The organism is Mesorhizobium sp. M0145 (assembly GCF_040322355.1).
Taxonomy (GTDB): domain Bacteria; phylum Pseudomonadota; class Alphaproteobacteria; order Rhizobiales; family Rhizobiaceae; genus Mesorhizobium.
Window position 1 is genome coordinate 15725 of the sequence record NZ_JAMYTK010000006.1, and the last position, 20468, is coordinate 36192.

Annotated in this window: 17 protein-coding genes and 1 tRNA gene; 10 read left to right on the top strand and 8 right to left on the bottom strand. The window is 63.4% G+C overall.

Going from position 1 to position 20468, the window contains the following annotated elements; all coding sequences use genetic code 11:
- Window positions 1-20: 20 nt before the first annotated feature.
- Complete coding sequence (gene galE, locus NKJ28_RS12005) at window positions 21-1016, bottom strand: UDP-glucose 4-epimerase GalE (RefSeq protein WP_352635701.1); 996 nt, start codon at window positions 1014-1016, stop codon at window positions 21-23.
- Window positions 1017-1281: 265 nt separating this feature from the next.
- On the opposite strand from galE, the gene hemA reads away from it, so the two are divergent.
- Window positions 1282-2559, top strand: coding sequence for a 5-aminolevulinate synthase (gene hemA / locus NKJ28_RS12010; protein WP_352448656.1), 1278 nt, complete (start codon window positions 1282-1284; stop codon window positions 2557-2559).
- Between the two features lie 53 nt (window positions 2560-2612).
- Here hemA and NKJ28_RS12015 read toward each other — a convergent pair whose 3' ends face one another.
- Together NKJ28_RS12015 and mscL are read right to left on the bottom strand one after the other, a co-directional pair.
- Window positions 2613-3779 carry a pyridoxal phosphate-dependent aminotransferase gene (locus tag NKJ28_RS12015; RefSeq protein WP_352635703.1) on the bottom strand — a complete coding sequence of 389 codons (1167 nt, stop codon included), beginning with the start codon at window positions 3777-3779 and terminating at the stop codon, window positions 2613-2615.
- A gap of 111 nt (window positions 3780-3890) precedes the next feature.
- Window positions 3891-4313 (bottom strand): large conductance mechanosensitive channel protein MscL, encoded by a 423-nt coding sequence (gene mscL / locus NKJ28_RS12020; protein WP_352635705.1) that lies wholly within the window; start codon window positions 4311-4313, stop codon window positions 3891-3893.
- Window positions 4314-4547: 234 nt separating this feature from the next.
- Between mscL and NKJ28_RS12025 the strand changes: the two genes are divergently transcribed.
- Window positions 4548-8036, top strand: a complete 3489-nt coding sequence (locus NKJ28_RS12025; protein WP_352635707.1) for a PAS domain-containing hybrid sensor histidine kinase/response regulator — start codon at window positions 4548-4550, stop codon at window positions 8034-8036.
- Window positions 8037-8039: 3 nt separating this feature from the next.
- On the opposite strand, the gene NKJ28_RS12030 is transcribed toward NKJ28_RS12025, so the two are convergent.
- Both NKJ28_RS12030 and NKJ28_RS12035 read right to left on the bottom strand, forming a co-directional pair.
- Window positions 8040-8702 carry a response regulator gene (locus NKJ28_RS12030; RefSeq protein WP_473556440.1) on the bottom strand — a complete coding sequence of 221 codons (663 nt, stop codon included), beginning with the start codon at window positions 8700-8702 and terminating at the stop codon, window positions 8040-8042.
- A gap of 118 nt (window positions 8703-8820) precedes the next feature.
- Window positions 8821-9252, bottom strand: a complete 432-nt coding sequence (locus tag NKJ28_RS12035) for a hypothetical protein (RefSeq protein WP_352448652.1) — start codon at window positions 9250-9252, stop codon at window positions 8821-8823.
- Between the two features lie 126 nt (window positions 9253-9378).
- Here NKJ28_RS12035 and NKJ28_RS12040 point away from each other — a divergent pair, with 126 nt between their 5' ends.
- Both NKJ28_RS12040 and NKJ28_RS12045 read left to right on the top strand, forming a co-directional pair.
- Entirely contained in the window at window positions 9379-9729 is a 351-nt protein-coding gene (locus NKJ28_RS12040) for a DUF952 domain-containing protein (RefSeq protein WP_352635709.1), read from the top strand.
- On the top strand, window positions 9726-10802 hold the full coding sequence (locus NKJ28_RS12045) for a quinone-dependent dihydroorotate dehydrogenase (RefSeq protein WP_352635711.1): 1077 nt from the start codon (window positions 9726-9728) through the stop codon (window positions 10800-10802). Before NKJ28_RS12040 ends, NKJ28_RS12045 begins: the two co-directional genes overlap by 4 nt.
- Before the next feature lie 3 nt (window positions 10803-10805).
- On the opposite strand, the gene NKJ28_RS12050 is transcribed toward NKJ28_RS12045, so the two are convergent.
- Window positions 10806-12227, bottom strand: a complete 1422-nt coding sequence (locus tag NKJ28_RS12050; protein WP_352635857.1) for an MATE family efflux transporter — start codon at window positions 12225-12227, stop codon at window positions 10806-10808.
- Window positions 12228-12277: 50 nt separating this feature from the next.
- On the opposite strand from NKJ28_RS12050, the gene NKJ28_RS12055 reads away from it, so the two are divergent.
- Window positions 12278-13180 (top strand): histone deacetylase family protein, encoded by a 903-nt coding sequence (locus tag NKJ28_RS12055; RefSeq protein WP_352635713.1) that lies wholly within the window; start codon window positions 12278-12280, stop codon window positions 13178-13180.
- Window positions 13181-13184: 4 nt separating this feature from the next.
- On the opposite strand, the gene NKJ28_RS12060 is transcribed toward NKJ28_RS12055, so the two are convergent.
- Window positions 13185-13448: a DUF6460 domain-containing protein gene (locus NKJ28_RS12060; RefSeq protein WP_023677362.1), complete on the bottom strand. Its 264-nt coding sequence runs from the start codon at window positions 13446-13448 to the stop codon at window positions 13185-13187.
- 131 nt (window positions 13449-13579) lie between these two features.
- Between NKJ28_RS12060 and NKJ28_RS12065 the strand changes: the two genes are divergently transcribed.
- Window positions 13580-13653 (top strand) — tRNA-Gly (locus NKJ28_RS12065).
- A gap of 312 nt (window positions 13654-13965) precedes the next feature.
- Here NKJ28_RS12065 and NKJ28_RS12070 read toward each other — a convergent pair.
- Window positions 13966-14955, bottom strand: a complete 990-nt coding sequence (locus tag NKJ28_RS12070; RefSeq protein WP_352448650.1) for a LysR family transcriptional regulator — start codon at window positions 14953-14955, stop codon at window positions 13966-13968.
- Between the two features lie 316 nt (window positions 14956-15271).
- Between NKJ28_RS12070 and chvE the strand changes: the two genes are divergently transcribed.
- The 4 genes from chvE (at window position 15272) to araD1 (ending at window position 20441) form a co-directional block, all read left to right on the top strand.
- Window positions 15272-16336, top strand: a complete 1065-nt coding sequence (chvE, locus tag NKJ28_RS12075) for a multiple monosaccharide ABC transporter substrate-binding protein (RefSeq protein ID WP_352635715.1) — start codon at window positions 15272-15274, stop codon at window positions 16334-16336.
- 99 nt (window positions 16337-16435) lie between these two features.
- The gene (mmsA, locus tag NKJ28_RS12080) at window positions 16436-17968 is read left to right on the top strand and encodes a multiple monosaccharide ABC transporter ATP-binding protein (RefSeq protein WP_023677359.1); all 1533 of its coding nucleotides are present in this window, start codon (window positions 16436-16438) and stop codon (window positions 17966-17968) included.
- A complete protein-coding gene (gene mmsB / locus NKJ28_RS12085) occupies window positions 17965-19257 on the top strand; it encodes a multiple monosaccharide ABC transporter permease (RefSeq protein ID WP_023677358.1) in 1293 nt (430 codons plus the stop codon). Before mmsA ends, mmsB begins: the two co-directional genes overlap by 4 nt.
- A gap of 191 nt (window positions 19258-19448) precedes the next feature.
- A complete protein-coding gene (gene araD1 / locus NKJ28_RS12090) occupies window positions 19449-20441 on the top strand; it encodes an AraD1 family protein (protein ID WP_352589151.1) in 993 nt (330 codons plus the stop codon).
- The last annotated feature ends 27 nt before the right edge of the window (window positions 20442-20468 follow it).

Sequence of the window (20468 nt, forward strand, 5' to 3'; positions counted from 1 at the left end):
ACCTTTGCGGAGAGCCCACTTCACCCCAGAGCCGAATTCTTGCTGGTCAGGATGCGCTCCCAGGCAAGCGCATCGGCAACGATCTGGTCGAGGTTGTCGCGCTGCGGGGTCCAGCCGAGCTCGCCGCGCGCCAGCTCCGAATTGGCGACGACCGCGGCGGCGTCGCCGGCGCGGCGATCGCCCATCCGCACCTCGAAATCATGGCCGAAGACCCGGCGGACGCTGTCGATGACCTCGAGCACCGAATAGCCGTGGCTGTAACCACAATTGGCGACCAGGCTCGATCCGCCGGCACGCAGCCGCTGAAGCGCCAGCCGATGCGCCGCCGCCAGGTCGCTGACGTGAATATAGTCGCGCATGCAGGTACCGTCCGGCGTCGGATAGTCGATGCCGAACACCTGCATGAAGGGGCGCTTGCCGAGCGCCGTCTCGCAGGCGACCTTGATCAGATGCGTGGCACCGGGCGTCGACTGGCCGGTGCGGCCCTTCGGATCGGCGCCGGCGACGTTGAAATAGCGCAGCGCCGTATAGCGCAACCCATGGGCAATCGCCGCGTCGCGCAGCATCCATTCGCTCATCAGCTTGGACAGGCCATAGGGCGATTCCGGCGCAAGCCGGGCATCCTCGCGCACCGGCTCCAGGCCGGCGCCGCCATAGACGGCGGCGGTCGAGGAAAAGATGAAATTGGGCACGCCTTCGCGCACCGCGGTCTCGATCAAGGTGCGCGTCTTGCAGGTGTTGTTCTCGTAATAGGCAAGCGGGTCGGCGACCGATTCGGGGACCACGATCGAGCCGGCGAAATGGATGATCGCGTCGACCTTATTGTCGCGAATGATCGAGGCGACCAGTTCCCTGTCGGCGACGTCGCCGACGACGAGCTTTGCTTCCGGGGCGACCGCCCATTCAAAGCCGGTGGAAAGCCGGTCGAGGACGACGACGTTGTCGCCCGTGTCCAGCAATTCCCAGACCATATGGCTACCGATATAGCCGGCACCGCCTGTCACCAAAACCGTCATCCGCATCCTCGCTATTCATGATTTGTCGGAACTGTCTCAATCGTCGCCTTACTGGAAAACCTGCCGCCAAGCCATTAGAACCTGCGGTAACCGGTCTCATCGGCGTGTGGCATTGTCGTGAAACAAGATTGATCCACATCAAGGGAATAGGCCACGTTCCGTGGTCGTTAGGAACAGGCTCGGGGCGTGGCATTTTGACCAAAAAGGCCAGGTGGACGATGAATGGGCCAATGACTATGATCCCGCGCAAAACTGGGAAGGCGACATGAACTATCAGCGGTTTTTCGAGGAAGCGATCGACCAGCTCCATGCGGAGCGTCGCTACCGCGTCTTCGCCGACCTTGAGCGTATTGTCGGGAAATTCCCGCGCGCCATCTGGCGCGCCAATGGCCGCGCCGAGGAAATCACCGTCTGGTGCTCCAACGACTATCTCGGCATGGGCCAGCATCCCGACGTCATTGCCGCGTTCCAGAAGGCGGCAGGCAAGATGGGGTCGGGGGCCGGCGGCACCCGCAACATCTCCGGCACCAGCAACCCGCTGGTCGAGCTCGAACTGGAGCTGGCCGACCTGCACGACAAGGAAGCCGCACTGGTTTTCACCTCCGGCTTCGTTTCCAACGAGGCGTCGATCTCGACCATTGCAAAGCTGCTTCCCAATTGCCTGATCATCTCGGACGAGCTCAACCACGCTTCGATGATCGAGGGCGTGCGGCGCTCGGGCGCCGAGAAGAAGATCTTCCGCCATAACGACGTCGCGCATCTCGAAAGCCTGCTGCAGACGGCCGGCCGCGAGCGCGCCAAGCTGATTGTCTTCGAGAGCGTCTATTCGATGGACGGCGACATCGCGCCGATCAAGCAGATCGTCGACCTCGCCGAGCGCTACAACGCCATGACCTACATCGACGAGGTCCACGCCGTCGGCATGTACGGGCCGCGCGGCGGCGGCATCACCGAGCGCGAAGGGCTGGCCGACCGCATCGACATCATCGAGGGCACACTGGCCAAGGCGTTCGGCACGCTTGGCGGCTACATCGCCGGCAACACTGCGGTGATCGACGCGGTGCGCTCCTATGCGCCGGGCTTCATCTTCACCACGGCGTTGCCGCCGGCGATCGCTGCCGCGGCAACCACCTCGATCCGCCATCTCAAGCGCTCGCAGGCCGAGCGCGACGCGCAGCTGCGTCAGGCGACACGGACCAAGCAAGTGCTGGCCGCGGCCGGCCTGCCGGTGATGGAGTCGCCTACCCACATCGTGCCCCTTCTGGTCGGCGATCCCGAGCTCTGCAAGATGGCCAGCGACCGCCTGCTCGGTGTGCACGGCATCTACATCCAGCCGATCAACTACCCGACAGTGCCGCGCGGCACCGAGCGGCTGCGCATCACGCCTACACCGTTCCATTCGGACGCGTTGATTGCGTCCCTGCAGGACGCGCTGGTCGAGACATGGGATGCGTTGGGGATTCCCTACGGTTCGGCGGGCCGACCGTCGGTCGCCAAGAGCGACCGCGTCATTCCGCTGCTGGTGCCGAAGTCGGGCGGCTGAAGGTCGTTTAAAACTCTACGCCGAGAACCATTTGGTCGTCAGAGCGAAGTCGCTCAGACAGTCTTCATCCATTTCGCCAGCCTATTTGCCGCTTCCTCGAGCTGGTCGAGGCGGCGGTGGAAGCACAGCCTGAGGAAGGCTTCGCCGCCGGGGCCGAAGGCGGTGCCGGGAGCCAGGCCGACATTGGCGCGGTCGACCATGTCGAAGGCGGCAGCGCGGGAATCGGAGATGCCGTCGACCGCGAAGAACAGATAGAATGCGCCCTGCGGCACGGTGAACCGCGCCCTGCCGGTTTCGGCGAGAATGCCGCACACCAGGTCGCGCGCCGCCCTCGCCCGCTCCACCTGCTCGACGATGAAGGCGTCGCCTTCGTCGAGGGCGACGACGGCGCCGCGCTGCATGAACTGCGCAACGCCGGAAGTCGAATACTGGACCAGGTTCTCGAACACCTGCTGCAAGGCGGGATGGATCTTGATCCAGCCGATGCGCCAGCCGGTCATCGCCCAGTTCTTGGAAAAGGAATTGACGAACAGGATGCGATCCTCATCGGCCATGATGTCGATGAAGGACGGCGCGCGGCCATGGCCGTAATGAAACAGCGAATAGATCTCGTCGGCGATGATCCACAGGCCCCTTTCACGGGCAAGGTCGAGGATCGCCTGCAGCGTCTCCTTGTCGGCGGTCCAGCCGGTCGGGTTGGACGGCGTGTTGACGAACAGCGCCTTGGTCCGCGGAGTGATCGCCGCTGCGATCTTGTCGACATCGCAAGACCAGCCATTGCCCGACTGGTCGAGCGTGACGGCGACCGGCACGGCGCCCGCGACGCCGGCGGCGGCGGCGAAGTTCGGCCATGCCGGCGATAGGTAGACGAGTTCGTCGCCCTTGCCGGCCACCGCATCGATGGCCATCTGGATGGCGTGCATGCCGGAGCCGGTGACGATGAATTCCTCGTTGGCGAAAGTCTTGCCGAAATGCCTGGTGTAGTAGCGGGCGAGCGCCTGCCTGAGTTCGGGAATGCCCCGCTGCCAGGTGTAGAAGGTCTCGCCGCCGGCGAGTGCCTTGGCGGCTGCATCGGTGATGAAGGCAGGCGTCGGCAGGTCGCCCTCGCCGGCCCAGAGCGGGATCATGCCGTCGCGGCCGCGGCCGCGGTTCATGACGGCGACAATGCCGCTTTCAGGCGCCGCCCGCGCTTCGGCGCGCAGAGTATCGATCAGGGTCATGGATGGGTCCGTTTTCGTTTGCTCGACTGCTAGCGTGTTTCAGGGCGGACGAAAACAGAAAACCCCGGTCGCTTGCGGCCGGGGTTTTGGTCCAGGGAATCTGTCTTCGAACTATTTCCTGGCGAGGAGATCGCGAATTTCGGTGAGGAGGGCGACGTCGGCCGGTGGCGGAGCGGCCGGCGCAGCTGGCTTCTCACGCTCTAGCCGTTTGCGCAGATTGTTCACCGCCTTGACCATCAGGAAGATGATGAAGGCGAGAATGAGAAAATTCAGTGCCACGGTGATGAAGCTGCCGTAGGCGAAGACCGCGCCCTGTTTCTTTGCCTCAGCCAGCGATGTGGCGTTAACGGCCGAGGACAAGGGCAGAAAGTAGTTGTTGAAGTCCAATCCGCCCAAAATCGCCCCGATGACCGGCATGATGATGTCGTCGACCAGCGAGGTGACGATCTTGCCGAAGGCAGCGCCAATGATGACGGCGACGGCCAGGTCCATCACATTGCCCCTGGAAATGAATTCCTGAAATTCTTTCAGCATTCGACGCCTCCTTGTCCTGACCGGCCGTGCTGCCGTCCACCCTTCGGCATCGACCGGCGGGCAGAATAGCAAAAACCTGCGGTTGCAACAGGATCAAAAGCTGGTTTCAGCCGGTCACGATTGCCCGACGCAGCCGATATAATACGCCGAAAGCCGCGATGGACTTGATCGCCAAGCTGTGATTGCGTCTGGAAGGCCGGATGAAAAAACCGGCGCAGGGAGGAAGTTCGAGGCGTGCAGGGCTGGTTCATCGTCATCATCGCGATCGCCTATGTGACGTTGCTGTTTGCTATCGCCAGCCTGGGCGACCGGCGCTCGACGTCATCGGGGCCTGGCCGCGCCCGGCCCTTCATCTATGCGCTCAGCCTCGCCATCTACTGCACCTCCTGGACTTTCTTCGGCTCGGTCGGGCTGTCCTCCGAGCGCGGCCTGGAGTTCCTCGGCATCTATATCGGGCCTGTTCTGGTGTTCGTGTTCGGCTTTCCGCTGCTGCAGCGCATCGTCAGGCTGGCCAAGACCGAGAAGATCACCTCGATCGCCGACTTTCTCGGTGCCCGCTACGGCAAGAGCTTCGCTGTTGCGGCGATCGCTACGCTGATCGCGACCATCGGCGCCGTGCCCTACATCGCGCTGCAATTGAAGGCGATCTCCGGCTCGGTCAGCCTGATGGTCGAGCACTATACCGGCTCGCCGCCGTCGTTCGATCCGTTCGTCAGCGACATCTCGCTGGTCGTTGCCATGCTGCTGGCGCTGTTTGCGGTGCTGTTCGGCACGCGCCATGCCGATGCCACCGAGCACCAGGACGGGCTGGTGCTGGCTGTGGCGGTCGAGACCGTGGTCAAGCTCGCCGCCTTCCTGGCGATCGGCCTGATGGTCACGTTCCTGATCTTCGGCGGGCCAGGCGATATGTTCGACCAGCTCGCCGAAAACACGCAGGTGCGCCAGGCGATGGGCTACAACACCTCGCTCGCTACCTGGCTGGTGCTGACATGCCTGAGCGGCTTTGCCATCCTCATGCTGCCGCGCCAGTTCTACGTCACCATCGTCGAAAACCGCAGCGAGGCCGAGCTGCGCACCGCGACATGGGTGTTTCCGCTCTATCTGGTGGCAATCAACCTGTTCGTGCTGCCGATCGCATTGGCCGGCCTGGAACTGGTCGGCCCCAGGACCAGCAGCGACCTTTACGTGCTGTCGCTGCCGCTGTTCAGCGGCCACGACGTGCTGGCCATGGCCGCCTTCATCGGCGGGCTGTCGGCGGCGACCGCAATGGTGATCGTCGAAAGCGTCGCGCTGTCGATCATGATCTCCAACGACCTGGTCATTCCGCTGTTCGTGCGCCGGCTGCTGCGGACCACGACATCCGAGAACGAGGACTGGTCGACGCTCATCCTCAATGTACGGCGGGCGGCGATCTTCATCATGCTGTTCATCGCCTTTCTCTACTACCGCGAGAGCACCAACAGCGCGCGGCTGTCCTCGATCGGCCTGATGTCGTTCGCCGCGATCGCGCAGTTCGCGCCGGCAATGATCGGCGGCCTGGTCTGGCGCGGCGCCAACGGAAGGGGTGCCGCACTTGGCATGGTCGCCGGCATCGTCGTCTGGAGCTATACGCTGCTGCTTCCCTCGCTCGTCGCGCCTGATACCGGCATCCTCGTCCACGGCCTGTTCGGCTTCGATGCATTGCGGCCGCAGGCTCTTTTCGGCACCGTCGCCGAGCCGCTGAACCATGGCGTGCTGTGGAGCCTGTCGATCAACACGCTCTTTTTTATGTTCGGCTCGCTGTCGCGCGCCTCTGTGCCGCTGGAACGCATCCAGGCGTCGATCTTCGTGCCGCGCGAAGCGGGTCCTCTGCCCAGCCTGCGCCGCTTCCGCACCACCATTACCGTCAACGACCTCAAGGACACGATCGCGCGCTATCTCGGTGTCGAACGGACCGAGCGGTCCTTTCAGTCGTTCGAAAAGAGCAGCGGCACTTCACTGCTCGGCAACGAACAGGCCAGCATGGATGTCATCCGCTTCTCCGAGCAGCTTCTGGCCAGTGCCGTCGGCTCATCCTCGGCGCGGCTGATCCTGTCGCTGCTGCTGCGCCGCAACGACCGCGAATCCAAGGACGCCTTCCGCCTGCTCGACGACGCCACCGAGGCGCTGCAGCACAATCGCGATCTGCTGCAGATCGCACTCGACCAGATGGAACAGGGCATCACTGTCTTCGACCGGGATTTCCGGTTGATTTGCTGGAACCGCCAGTACCGGGCGCTGTTCGACCTGCCCGACGAGATGGGCCAGGTCGGCGTCTCGCTCGATCGTATCCTGCGCCATCTCGCCGAGCGCGGCGACATACCGGCCGACCAACGCGTCACCATGCTCAACCGCCTGACCAGCTTCGTCAGCCCGTGGCAGATGGAACTGAAGACAAGCGGGCGCATCCTGGAATTGCGCTCCAATCCGATGCCGGACGGCGGCATCGTCGCCACCTACGCCGACATTTCCGGACGTGTCGAGCAGGATCTGGCGCTGAAGCGCGCGAACGAATCCCTGGAACAGCGAGTGAAGAGCCGCACCGCCGAGCTCACCCGCGTCAATGAGGAGCTGGCGCAGGCGCAGATGCTGGCCGAGGAGGCCAATCTCGGCAAGACCCGCTTCCTCGCTGCCGCCGGCCACGACATCCTGCAGCCGCTGAACGCCGCCCGCCTCTATTGCTCGTCGCTGATCGAGAAGACCGGCAAGGGACCTGCCGGCAAGGCGGCGATGAACATCGAATCGTCGCTGGAATCGGTCGAGACCATCCTCGGCGCGGTGCTCGACATTTCGCGCCTCGATGCCGGCGCGATGAAGCCGGACGATACGAGCTTCGGCCTCGACGGGCTGCTGCGCCAGATCGGCAACGACTTCCGGCCGCTTGCCGCCGAAAAGAAGCTCGAACTCTCGATCATGCCGTCGTCGCTCAGCGTCATGACGGACCGCAATCTGCTGCGCCGGCTGATCCAGAACCTGGTTTCCAACGCCATCAAGTATACGCGCCGTGGCCGCATCCTGGTCGGCGCGCGGCGGCGCGGCGAACTGGCCGAGATCCAGGTTATCGACACCGGCATCGGCATTGCCGGCGACCAGCTGAACACCGTGTTTCGCGAATTCACCCGGCTGGACGAGGGCGCACGCGAGGCGGAAGGCCTCGGCCTTGGGCTCTCCATTGTCGACCGCATCGCCCGCGTCCTGCGCCTCGAAATCCGGATCTTCTCCAACCCAGGCAAGGGCACACGCTTTTCCGTGTTGCTGCCGGTGGTGGCCGTGCAGGCACCGCGGCGCGAGGCCGAGGCGAAGCCGCCTGCCCGTGCCGCGGCCTCGCTTGCCGGGCTCCATGTGCTCTGCATCGACAACGACGCCCGCATCCTCGACGGCATGCGGCTGCTGCTCGAGGGCTGGGGCTGCAGCGTCGACACGCTTTCCGGCGCGGAGGATCTCGACAGATCCGGCATGCATCGGCCGGACATCGTGCTTGCCGACTATCATCTCGACGACAAGACCGGCCTCGAATTGATCGCCCAGTTGCGTGCGATCCATGGCGAGGACCTGCCGGCCGTGCTGGTCACCGCCGACCGCTCCAGCGAGGTTCGCGCCGCTGCCGGCAGGCTCGACGTGCCGGTGATCAGCAAACCACTGAAACCGGCGATGCTGCGCTCGATGATGGCCAGGGTCAGGCCGCTGGCGCCGGCGGCCGAATAGGAATCAGCCGGCCGTCTGCAGCGGGTCGCTGCCGATTTTGGACAAAAGGATCACCGCCTGCGTGCGGCTGTCGACGCCGAGCTTCTGCAGGATAGCCGAGACATGCGCTTTGATCGTCGCTTCGGAGACCCCGAGCTCATAGGCGATCTGCTTGTTGAGCAGTCCCTCAGCCAGCATGCCGAGCACGCGCGTCTGCTGTGGGGTCAGCGCCTGCAGCCGCTTGATCAGGTCGGAAATCTCGGGATCGCGCTCGACGCCGAGATCGACCCCGGCGGGTGCCGCGATATCACCTGCGAGCACCGACTGCACCGCATTGCGGATCTCCTCCATGCTGGCCGATTTGGAGATGAAGCCGGAGGCGCCGAGATCGAGCGCGCGCCGGATCGTCACCGGATCGTCATGCGCCGAGACCACCATCATCGGCACCGCCGGATGGATGCCGCGCAACGAAATCAGGCCGGAAAGACCGCTTGCCCCCGGCATCGAGAGATCGAGCAGCACCAGATCGACATCCTCGTTGGCCAGGACCAGCGCCTTGGCGCTTTCGAAATCGCCAGCCTCGTGAATGGCGGCAACATCTCCGATGCCCGCGAGTGCCTCCCTCAATGCACCGCGAAAAAGCGGGTGATCATCGGCAATGACGAATGTGTAGCCCAACGGTGATATCCCTCCCCGAATCCCGTTGGCGATTTTCCGCCTTGCAGGATCTGAACGATCATAACACTACGCCTGCTGTTCGGGTGGGCGGCTTGCTATTCCCGCCCCAGGTCTTTTTGCGAATTGCCTAGGTCTTTTGCGAATTGGGCTTGGCGCTGTCTTCGTCCTTGTCCATGTCCTTGACGATATCCATGAAGCTGCGCAGGAAGCGCTCCATGTAGCCCATCGTCTTGTTGAAATCCTCCTCGCTGGGCAAAGTCGATTCGAAACGCGCGGCAAGCGAATTTTCGAGCTTGGCGACGCGTTCGTCGAGCGCCTTCACCGAATTTTGCAGCCGGTCGACCTCATCTTGTAGGGCGGCACGTTCGTCGGCCGCCGTCTTGCAGACGAGCTGGCCGGAGCGTTCCTCGCAGAGCGACATGGCGCCGGTTTGCGTATCCATGCGGACATAGCCATTGGCCGATTTCTCCAACCGGTAGCGATCGGCTTCCTCGGAAAAGGCCGACGCCGCGACAAGCGACACCAGTGCTGCGGGGATCAAGACGTGTTTCAGACGCATGTTTTCCTCCATGAGCCAGTCAGCGCAATCTATCACAGTTTGCGCCTGAAATGGGGACGAACCTGAAATGGGGAAGAACACGGGCCTGCCCTTCCCCGCGTGGTCGGTTCGGACTATAGCGCAACCATGTCCGAGATCATCTACAAGATAGTTCCCGAGGTGCTGTGGCGCGAGGCTGAAAGAGAAGGCCGCTTCACCGGCGCGCCTATCGACGCCGCCGACGGCTTCATCCATTTTTCCACCGCCGGGCAGGTTCGGGAAACGGCGGCCAAACATTTCGCCGGCCAAAGCCGGTTGCTGCTGGTCGCCGTCGATAGCGCGCGCCTCGGCGATGCGCTGAAATATGAGGTCTCGCGCGGCGGCGCCCTGTTCCCGCATCTCTATGGCGGGCTCGGCCTCGATGCGGTCGTTTCGGTGCAGGCATTGCCGCTCGGCGCTGACGGCCGGCATGAATTCCCGGCGCTGGAGGCCGAATGAGCGCGTTCGACCGGATCGGCCAGAAACTGCTGTTCACGCTCGATCCGGAAACCGCGCATGGGCTGTCGATTGCCGCGCTGAGATGCGGGCTGCCGGTCGCCGGTCGTCCGCCGCAGGACAACAGGTTAAAGGTTAGCCGTTGCGGGCTCGATTTCCCGAACCCGCTCGGCATGGCCGCGGGTTACGACAAGAATGCCGAAGTGCCGGACGCGCTGCTCGGCCTCGGCTTCGGCTTCGCCGAGGTCGGCACGATCACGCCGCTGCCGCAGACGGGCAATCCGAAGCCGCGCATCTTCCGGCTGCCTTCGGACGGGGCAGTGATCAACCGGCTGGGCTTCAACAATGAAGGCCACGCCGCCGCAGAGAAGCGTCTTGCCGCCCGAAAAGGCCGCCCCGGCATCGTCGGCATCAACATCGGCGCCAACAAGGACAGCGCCGACCGCGTCAGTGATTATGAGCGCGGCGTGATCCGGTTCGCGCGATACGCCGGCTATCTGACAATCAATATCTCCTCGCCGAACACGCCGGGCCTGCGCAACATGCAGGCGCGCGAACAGCTTGGCGAGCTCCTGTCGCGGGTCATGGCCGCGCGTGCGGCGGCACCGGCAAAACCGCCCGTGTTCCTCAAGATCGCGCCGGATCTGGTCGAGGTCGAGCTTGAGGACATCGCCGCCGAGATCAGCGACAAGCAAGTGGACGGCGTCATCGTCTCCAACACAACGATCGCGCGAGCCGGCCTGAGCAGCGCCGGCCTTGCCGGCGAGACCGGCGGGCTTTCGGGGAAACCCTTGTTCGAGCGCTCGACTATCGTGCTGGCAAGGATGCGAAAACTGCTTGGCCCGGACCGCGCGATCATCGGCGTCGGCGGCGTTGATTCCGCCGAGACGGCGCTGGAAAAGATCCGCGCCGGCGCCGATCTCGTCCAGCTCTATACCGGCATGATCTATGCTGGGCCTGCGCTGCCGGGGCGTATTCTTTCCGGCATGGTCCGTTTCATGGACAGTCAACGGCTGAAGTCGCTGCGCGAGCTTCGCGACAGCCGCCTCGATCAATGGGCGGTGAAACCGCTTTAGCGATCAGCCAAAGGCGGTGCGCACCCGCAGCCGCAACATGGCGAGCAGGCTGAAGCCGCGCACCAGCAGGAAGACATGCAACGCCCACAGGCCGTGATTGCCGAAGGCCGGCGCCAGGATCAGCAGCGCGGCGCTGAACGCCAGGAATGACAACAGCATCATGTTGCGCATGTCGCGCGACCATGTTGCGCCGATGAAGACACCGTCCATCTGGAAAGCCAGCACGCCGCTGAGCGCGGTGAACGCCGCCCAGGGCAGGTAGATGTCGGCAATGGCGCGGACGTCCGTCGAGGTTGTGATCAGGGCGACGAGATCGGTGCCCTCCAGCAGGAAGAAGAGCGTCGCCGCGCCCGCCAGCCCGAGCCCCCAAAGCAGCGTTAGCCGCACCGCCTGGTTAAAGGCGGTGGCGGCGCGCGCTCCGATGGCGCGGCCGGCGAGCTGCTCGGCGGCTGTGGCGAAACCATCGAGGAAATAGCCGGCAACCAGGAAGAGGTTCATCAGCACGGCGTTGGCGGCCAGCGTCAGCGTGCCGAACTGCGCGCCTTGGCGCGTGAACAGCGCAAAGGCGGCGAGCAGCGAAAAGGAGCGGATCATGATATCGCGATTGAGCGACATCATGCGCAGGAATGCCGGCAAATCGAGGACGCGGTGGCGCGGCAGCCTGGGCGCCGCCCAAAAGCGCCGGCCGACAATGGCGAGACCAAGCAGCATGGCGACGAATTCGCCGGTGACCGTTGCCCAGGCAACGCCGGCAACGCCCCAGCCGAGCTCCAGGCCAAGCAGGAAGCAGAGGGCGATGTTGATGCCGTTCAGTATCAACTGCAGCATCAGCCCGAGCCCGCCCTCGCCGCGCCCAAGCACGTAACCGAGGATGGCGTAATTGATCAGCGAGAACGGTGCTGCGAGCATCCTGATGCGGATATAGACGTCCATCGCCGCGCTGACGCGCGGTTCGGCGCCTATGAACCATTGCCCGGCGGTGGAGACCAGCGGCGCAAGCGCGGCAAGCACGACGCCGGCGACGACCGCGATCAGCACGGCGCGCCAGAACACCGCCTGCTCCTCCAGCGCATCGCCGCGCCCGAAGGCCTGGGCGACGAGGCCGGTGGTGCCGGAGCGCAGGAAGTTGAAGGTGGTGAAAACGACGTCGAAGATCAGGGCGCCGGCCGCCAGGCCGCCGAGAAGGGCGGCGTCGCCGAACTGCCCAACCACAGCCGTGTCGACAATTCCGAGCAACGGCGTCGTCAGATAGGCAAGCGTCATCGGCACGGCGATGGCGAGCACCGAGCGGTTGGTGACGACGAAGGCCCTGGCTTCGGTGGCGTGGACTTCGGTGGGTAAAGCCTGCTCCAAACGCGTGTTGCTTCCTGTTGCGGCTTGATCGGCTAGCCGATGTGCCCCAGTTTGCGGACCTCGCGCAACCATCCACCCCGCTATGGTCAACCGAAACCCGCCTCTGGCGCACCGTCCGTCCCATGCCCTTGCAGATCGTTCATCATCCCGACTACGACGCCGGCTTCGCCGTCAACCACCGCTTCCCGATGAGCAAATATCCGCTGCTGATGGATGCCTTGCGGGCACGCGGCCTGGCGCAGCCCGAAGCGCTCAACATGCCGGAGGCGGCGCGGCCATCATGGCTGAAGCTTGCCCACGCGGTCGACTATGTCGACCAGGTGCTTGCCTGCGAAGTGCCGGTGGCGATCGAGCGCGAGATCGGCTTTCCCGTGGGACCGCGGGTTTCGCTGAGGGCGCAGCTCGCAACGGCCGGCACGGTGCTGGCAGCGCGGCTGGCGTTGCTGAACGGCATCGCCTGCAACACCGCCGGCGGCAGCCATCATGCACGGCGCGCGCAAGGCGCCGGCTTCTGCACCTTCAACGACGTAGCCGTTGCCGCGCTGGTGCTGCTCGCCGAAGCTGCTGTCCAAAACATCCTGGTCGTCGACCTCGACGTGCATCAGGGCGACGGCACGGCGGATATCCTGAACGACGAGCCGCGCGTGTTTACCTTCTCCATGCATGGCGACCGCAACTACCCCGCGCGCAAGATCGCCTCCGATCTCGATGTCGCCCTGCCCGACGGCGCCGGCGATGCAGCCTATCTGGAGCGGCTGGACGCCATCCTGCCGGAGCTGTCGGCGCGAAGGCGCTGGGACCTCGTCTTCTACAATGCCGGCGTCGATGTCCATGTCGAGGACCGGCTCGGCAGGTTGTCGCTCACGGATGACGGGCTGCGCGCCCGCGACGATATGGTGATCCGCCATTTCCGCACGCTTGGCATACCGGTTTGCGGCGTTATCGGCGGAGGCTATTCGACGGATGTCGCAGCACTTGCTGCACGGCACGCCATCCTGTTCGAGGTGGCGGCGGGCTACGCCTGAAAATTCACTTCCGGTAGTTAGCGATCCTGAGCAGGATGAAGGCCGGCACGACGATCGCGGCACCGAGCAGGATGTAGCCGAGAAAGCGGTCGATGGCGTGGAAGCCCAAATTCCACAGGTCGATGAAGAATTTGCGAATGCCATAAAGCACATCCATCGGCGACCAGCCGAAGGCATTCATGACCAGCCCGACGAGGAACGACACCACAAGCAGCTTCAGGATCACCCGGAGCGGCGTATCGCCGAGAAAGCGGTTCAGTGCGGACAAGCCTGTCTCCACAGTCGGGTGCCGCGATTCGGGCACATGCCTAGAAATACGCAGTTGATAGCCCTGCATCAAGCCGAGCCCTCAAACCGGATTGCGCATCGGCGCCGGGCCATGATATCGGAGGAACCAGCGCGGGTATGATGTAATGGTAGCTTGTCAGCTTCCCAAGCTGAACGCGCGGGTTCGATTCCCGCTACCCGCTCCAGCTTTTGCCCCCGGTGCATTGCACTTGTTCTGGCCAAGCTGAAAACCAGCGGATTTATAGGCAGTTTTACAGCCCGGCTGGCCGTCTTTCATCTGTTTGGCCGATGTGCCAGTTTGTGGAATATCTCACATTGAGGGTCGGCGGGGCCTCGAATGACCCCAACCGGAAAGTCTACCCTTTGCCCGCTGGCTTCTGCTGGCGGGCTTTTTTGAGCATCAGGCAGTAGTGGCCGACGTGCATCGGCGCCGCTGCTGGCGGGCCTGTCCGGTCGTCTGGCCGGCCACGGGATGCGCCCGCTACCCGCTCCAACCCTCAGCCCACCTCTCGCAAAATAAAATCGTGCAGCATCTTGGCTGCCGGTGACAGCGCGCGGTTCTTCACCGTGATCAGGCTGTAGGGCCTAACCTCGATGTCGAATTCAGTCTGGACGACATCGATAGCGCCGGCCAGGCCTTCGGGGTTCTGGATGAACTTCGCGACCTGGATCGACACCGGCGCGATGGCGTCGGATTGCGCGACCATGACCAGAGTCAATAGCAGCGAGCTGGTGTTGAGGATGCGGTCCGGCAGCGCGATGTTTCGGTTCAGGAAGTTACTCTCCATCGCCTGGCGCAGCGGCGAGCCGCCCGACTGGAAAACCCAGTCATAGGCGGCGGTGTCTTCCAGCCGCACCGCCTTGCCCTTGGTCAGCGGGTGGCCGCGGCGCACGATCAGGCAGGCTTTCTCGACGCCGATGACGCGCGCTTCGAACAGCCGCGGATTGAGGTCGTCGGGGATGCGGGCGATGATGAAATCGTGGCGCGAGGCGATCAGCTCGCGCGCCAGGACGTTCGAGGTCTCGACCTGCATGGTGATTTCGATGCGCGGATAAAGGCGCCGGATTTCGCGGATCGCCGGCACCGCCAGCTCGATCGCCGGTGCTGTCACCGCGCCCAGGAACACCGAGCCGCCTTTGCCCGCCTTGAGCTCGAAAATCTCGCGGTCGACCTCGCGCATCTCGAGCAGGATCGATCGAGCGCGCCGTGCCAACGCCTTGCCATAGGGTGTCAGCGTGATGCCGCGCGGCAGCCTTTCGCAGAGCTTGACGTCGAGCACGGCCTCCATCTCGGCGATCATGCGCGAGGCCGCCGGCTGCGAGATGTTCATGACCTGGGCCGCGGCGCTCACCCGGCCGTGCTCGTCGAGGGCTGCGATCATGCGCATGTGACGCAGGCTCAAGCCGCTGCGCAGCAAGGTTCCGCCATCACCCGGAATTTCATCGTAACTGGCTGATATTCCATCAGGATTTCGCAGCGCCGCCATGATTCTTCCCTACTCTTACGCCCGGCGCCCTGGCTGGATCCGGCAGCGTCGTCACTAGCCTAAGCCATATCAGTCTCGATATAGCAACCATCAAAGATCGCATTTGACAGTTATGGCAAAGCGACACACCCTTCGCGCGTCCTGAGGCTTGACGGTCGGTGACGAGGGAAAACTCGTATCGATGAAACCAGAGTCTCGGGGCCGATTGGGAGGATACCGGAGATCGATTGACGGCAGCGGCGCGTTTGGCGCTCCTGCACGATTGCGCGGCCCACGAAACCCAAGGGTACGCGTCCATCAACCAGGGAGAGTTAATGTGAAGATTGTCAAGACACTGGCCGCCGTCGCGGCCCTAGGCATCGCGGCCATGACGCTGCCGGCGCAGGCGGGCGAAGGCCTGATCGGCGTGCTGATGCCCACCAAGACCTCGCAGCGCTGGATCAACGACGGCGACGCCGTCAAGTCCCAGCTCGAGGCTCTGGGCTACACTGTCGACCTGCAGTACGCGCAGGACGACATTCCGAACCAGCTCAGCCAGCTGGAAAACGAGATCACCAAGGGCCCGAAGGCGCTGATCATCGCTTCGATCGACGGCACCACGATGGGCGATGCGCTGCAGAAGGCGAATGACGCCGGCGTTGTCGTCGTCGCTTACGACCGCCTGATCAAGAAGACGCCAAATGTCGACTACTACACCACCTTCGACAATTTCGGCGTCGGCGTCATCCAGGCCAAATCGCTGCTCAAGGGTCTCGGTTATTCCGAGAAGAAGGGCCCGTTCAACATCGAGCTGTTCGGCGGTTCGCCGGACGACAACAATGCGTTCTTCTTCTATAACGGCGCCATGTCGGTTCTTCAGCCGCTGATCGACGACAAGACCCTCGTCGTGAAGTCCGGCCAGATGGGCATGGACAAGGTCGGCACGCTGCGCTGGTTGGCGGCAACCGCCCAGGCCCGCATGGACAATCTGCTCTCCGCCAACTACTCGGACGGCAGCCGCGTCGATGGCGTGCTCTCGCCCTATGACGGCCTGTCGCGCGGCATCATCGCTTCGCTGCGCGCCGTAGGCTACGGCACCGCCGATCAGCCATGGCCGATCGTCACCGGACAGGACGCCGAGACCGCTTCGGTCAAGGCGATCATCGCCGGCGAACAGTATTCGACCGTGTTCAAGGACACCCGCGAACTCGCCAAGGCGACGGTCGAACTCGTCGACAAGGTGCTCTCGGGCGGCAAGCCGGAAGGCCTCGACACCACGACCTACAACAACGACGTCAAGGTCGTTCCCTCGATCCTGTTGACACCGCACGACGTCGACAAGTCGAACTATCAGGCCCTGGTGGTCGACTCCGGCTACATCAAGGCCGAAGAGCTGAAGTAATCGCGGTTACAAAGCCTGGGGTCCTGCGCAGGCAGGGCCCCTTTTCGTTGGCGAGCCAGCCCGGTATTGTTTGCGGACCTCGCAGGAGTGGTATTCTCAATGGCATCGACGATTTTGGAGATGCGCGACATCACCAAGACGTTTCCCGGCGTCAAGGCGCTGTCGAACGTCAAGCTCATGGTCGAGGAAGGCGAGATCCATGCCGTGGTCGGCGAGAACGGCGCCGGCAAGTCGACGCTGATGAAGGTGCTGTCGGGTGTGTATCCGTCCGGCACCTATGACGGCCAGATCATCTATCGCGGCGATGAGTGCCATTTCAAAGGCATCCATGACAGCGAGCGCAAGGGCATCGTCATCATCCACCAGGAGCTTGCGCTGGTGCCGATGCTGTCGATCGCCGAAAACATCTTTCTCGGCAACGAGCACGCCAGATACGGCGTCATCGACTGGAATGCCAATGAGGCGCGCACCAGCGCCCTGCTCAAGAAGGTCGGCCTCAAGGAAGACCCCAACACGCTGATCACCAATATCGGCGTCGGCAAGCAGCAGCTGGTCGAGATCGCCAAGGCGCTCAGCAAGGAAGTGAAGTTGCTCATTCTCGACGAGCCGACCGCGAGCCTGTCCGAAAAGGACAGCCAGGCGCTGCTCGATCTGCTGCTCGAATTCAAGCGGCAAGGCATCACTTCGATCCTGATCTCGCACAAGCTCAACGAGGTGAACCGGGTCGCCGACAAGGTCACCATCATCCGTGACGGGCGGACCATCGAGACGCTGGCCAAGAAGGACATCTCGGAGGACCGCATCATTACCTCGATGGTCGGCCGTTCGCTCGACGACCGCTATCCGCCGCGCGAGCCGAAGATTGGCGAGACCGTTCTCGAAGTGAAAAACTGGTCGGTCTATCACCCCATCCATGCCGAGCGGCAGGTCATCAAGGGTATCAACCTCAACGCCCGCAAGGGCGAAGTGGTCGGCATTGCCGGGCTCATGGGCGCCGGCCGGACCGAGTTTGCCATGAGCCTGTTCGGCCGGTCCTATGGCCGTCGCATCACCGGCGAGGTGTTCCTCAACGGCAAGCCGATCGACGTCTCTTCGGTGAGCAAGGCGGTGGAACACGGCATCGCCTACGTTACCGAGGACCGCAAGACCTACGGTCTCAACTTGATCGACCACATCAAGCACAACATCACGCTGGCCAACCTGCCCGGCGTGTCGCGCCACGGCGTGATCGACGATTTGCGCGAGCTTTCGGTCGCCAACGATTATCGCGGCAGGACCAATATCCGCGCCTCGAGCGTCTACCAGATGACCGGCAACCTTTCTGGCGGCAATCAGCAGAAGGTGGTGCTGTCGAAATGGCTGTTCGCCAATCCGGAAGTGCTGATCCTCGACGAGCCGACACGCGGTATCGACGTCGGCGCCAAGTATGAAATCTATACGATCATCGCGCGTCTCGCCTCCGAGGGTAAGGCAATCATCGTCATCTCGTCGGAAATGCCCGAACTGCTCGGCATCACCGACCGCATCTACGTCATGAACGAAGGACGCATCGTCGGCGAAATGGCGGCAAGCGACGCCAGCCAGGAAAAGATAATGCGCGCCATCGTCCGCGGAGAAGGAAAAGCATCATGAGCACCGAAAGCGCTCCCGGGCCGCAGACCGGCGTTGCCCAGGATCTACAACAGGGACCTCGCATTGCCGTCTCGGCGCTGGTCACCAACCTGCGCGAATACGGGTTGGTGCTGGCGTTGATCGCAATCATGGTGTTCTTCCAGTTCACCACGTCCGGAACGCTGTTCAAGCCGGTGAACCTCAGCAATCTCGTGCAGCAGAACAGCTTCATCATCGTGATGGCGCTGGGCATGCTTCTGGTGATCGTTTCGGGTCACATCGATCTCAGCGTCGGCTCCGTCGCCGGCTTCATCGGCGCACTGGCGGCGATGATGATGGTCATCTGGCCGCTTGGCCCATTGAGCAATCCGCTGGTGGTGTCGATCATCTGCCTGATCGTCGGTGGTGCGATCGGCGCGGCACAAGGCTACTGGATTGCCTATCACCGAATACCGAGCTTTATCGTCACGCTGGCGGGCATGCTGATCTTCCGCGGCATCTGCCAGGCGCTGCTGGGTGGCGGGTCTTCCGTAGGGCCGCTTCCCGTCGGCTTCAAGGCGCTCAGTTCCGGCTTCATTCCGGACCTGATCGGCCCATTGACGCTGATACCGCCAACCGTGAACGCCGCCGGCAAAACCATTGTCGGCAGCGGCCTGACGCTGCACCTGACGACGATCGTGATCGGCCTCGTCGCCGTGCTCGCCTATGCCTATTTCGGGCTCAGGGCACGGCGCACCCGCGAGAAACATGGCTACGAAGCCGAGCCCTTCTCGCTGTTCGTCGTCAAGACCCTGGTGATCAGCGCGCTGGCGCTGTTTCTCGTCTACCAATTCGCCACCTATAGGGGCCTCCCCATCGTTCTCATGGTGATGGGCGTGCTGATCGCGTTGTTCGTCTTCGTTACCAAACGCATGACGATCGGCCGTCGCATCTATGCGATGGGCGGCAATGTCAAGGCAGCCCAGCTATCGGGCATCAAGACCGAACGGCTGACGTTGATGGTGTTCATCAATATGGGCGTGCTGTCGGCACTCGGCGGCCTGATTATCGCAGCGCGCCTGGGGCAGGCTGTGCCGGCGGCCGGCCTCGGCAGCGAGCTCGACGTCATCGCCGCGGTGTTCATCGGTGGCGCTTCGGCGATGGGCGGCGTCGGCCAGGTGATCGGCGCGGTGGTCGGCGGCTTCATCATGGGCGTCATGAACAACGGCATGTCGATCATGGGCGTCAATGTCGATTGGCAGCAGGTGGTCAAAGGCCTGGTGCTGCTCGGCGCCGTCGTCTTCGACGTCTACAACAAGAACAAGGCTTGAGAGGCAACCAGGAGGCATACGGGTCACATCGCGGCGCTGCCGGGCGGCGCAAAGAAGTCCCCCGAGGGACCTGATCCGCGAGCGCAATCCGGACGAAGAATTTCAACCGAGGCGCGGACAAGGGTCCGAACCGCGCTGGGCAGGGTTTGCCGAGAAAGGCACGCCAAGCCCGCAATTCAGAGAGGGTTACCATGCTGATCTCACAGATCCTCGACGACGCCGAGACGATCCGCGTCGTTGCGCGCAACGGCGGCAAGACCCGCGTCATCAACGGCGCCCGCAGCGTCTATTCGCTGGCGATGGAAGCCGCGCGTACCGGCAGCGGGCTTGTCGCCCTGATCGAGCGCAAGGGCTTCGGCGAAACCATCGATCTGGACGCAGCCTACAAGAAGGGACGGCTGCTGTCGCCGATCAACCATCCCGATCCGGCGCATCTCCATCTCACCGGCACCGGGCTGACGCATCTCGGCTCCGCCGCGACCCGCGATTCCATGCACAAGAAGCTCAGCACGGACGGCGAGGAACAGCTGACCGATTCCATGAAGATGTTCCGCATGGGGCTTGAGGGCGGCAAGCCGGCGAAGGGCCAGATCGGCGTGCAGCCGGAATGGTTCTACAAGGGCAACGGCACCATGGCGGTGGCGCCCGGTGCGGCGCTTATGTCGCCGGCCTTCGCTCAGGATGCCGGCGAGGAGCCGGAAATTGCCGGCATCTATGTGATCGGTGACGACGGCGCCCCGTTCCGTGTCGGCTTCACCCTGTCGAACGAGTTTTCCGACCACGTCACCGAGCGCGTGAACTACCTCTTCCTCGCCCATTCCAAGCTGCGCAACGCCTCGTTCGGGCCGGAGATCCTGATCGGCGACCTGCCGCCCGACATCCGCGGCGCTTCACGCATCCTGCGCGACGGCAAGCTGCTTTGGGAAAAGCCGTTCCTGTCGGGCGAGGCGAACATGTCGCACACCATTGGCAATCTCGAGCATCACCACTTCAAATACTCGGCCTTCCGCCAGCCGGGCGACGTGCATGTGCACATGTTCGGCACGGCGACGCTGTCCTTCGCCGACGGCATCAGGACCGAGGCCGGCGACGTATTCGAAATCGAGGCGCAGGATTTCGGCCTGCCGCTGCGCAACCCGCTTGAAATCGAGCAGCCGGTGAAGGTGGCGGTGAAGGCGTTGTAAACTGGTGACATAATTCAGGGGCGAGAA